1 protein-coding gene is annotated in these 1,167 nt (G+C 71.0%); it reads right to left on the reverse strand.

Annotated elements, in window-relative coordinates:
* The coding region (locus AB0O00_RS40570; protein ID WP_363659673.1) for an MFS transporter at nt 1-1,132 on the reverse strand (1,132 nt) is incomplete at its 3' end.
* Nucleotides 1,133-1,167 lie beyond the last annotated feature (35 nt).

The raw sequence follows: 1,167 nt of genomic DNA on the forward strand, positions 1-1,167 counted from the left end.
CGCCGCCCCAGCCGAGCCGGTTGTACGCCCGGACGCCCAGCCAGGAGCCCAGGCTGCCGCCGAGGAACGAGCAGGTCATGTACGCGGTGTTCAGCCGGGCCCGGGCCTCCGGGCGCAGCGCGAAGATCCGCGCCTGGTTGGCGACCTGACTGGACTGCATGGCGACGTCGAGCAGCAGCATGCCCGCCGTCAGTGCCACCAGCCCCACCGGTCCGCGCACCAGACCGCCGAGCAGGATGACGGCCGCCAGCACGGCGCCCAGCATGCAGACCGTGTTGACCGGGTCCGGCCCCTTGCGGTCGGTCCGCCGACCCGCGATCGGCGTGCTGAACATGCTGCCCGCGCCAACCAGCGCGACCAGTCCGACCACCGGAGCGCCCATGTTGTACGAAGGCCCGGTGATGTAGAGCGCGATGCTGGTCCACGCGGCGCTGAACCCGGCGAACACGGTGGCCTGGTAGAACGCCGAGCGGCGCAGGTCCGGCTCCGCCCTCAGCAGCTTGAGCGGTTCGGCGAGCAGCGACGGATAGCGCTGCTGCGAGGTCGGCACGGTCACCGGCACCTTGACGGCCAGCACCAGTGCGAGCAGCAGCACCACGGCCGCCGCGACCAGGTACGGGGCCTGCCAGCCCAGCCACTCACCGAGCGTGCCGCCGAACGTACGGGCCAGCAGGATGCCGCCGATCAGACCGCTGAGCAGGGTGCCGGTGACGGCGCCGCGCTTCTCGGGCGGGGTCAGGCCGGCGGCCATCGGGATGACGATCTGCGCCACGACGGTGGTGATGCCGATGAAGGCGCTGGCGCCGACCAGCACCAGCTGCGAGGGCGCGATGCCGGCGGCTACCAGGCCGGCGGAGGTCAGCGTGAGCAGAGTGACGATCAGTCGGCGGTGCGGCACCCGGTCGCCCAGTGGCACCAGCAGGAAGATACCGGCCGCGTAACCGAGTTGGGTCGCGATCACCACCAGGGCGGCGGAGCCGGGCGAGATGAGCAGACCGCGCGCGATCAGCGGGCTGATCGCCTGTGGGAAGTAGACGTTGGCGACGGCGACACCGCAGGTGAAGGCCAGGAGCAGGATCACTCCGCGGCCGAGCTGCGGCGGCGAGGCCTTGGAATCGGTTAACGACGACACGAACCCACTCCATGGTGAACCGGTTTTACTGGTGC

This window comes from Kitasatospora sp. NPDC093558, from assembly GCF_040683475.1.
In the GTDB taxonomy this organism is placed as follows: Bacteria; Actinomycetota; Actinomycetes; order Streptomycetales; family Streptomycetaceae; genus Kitasatospora.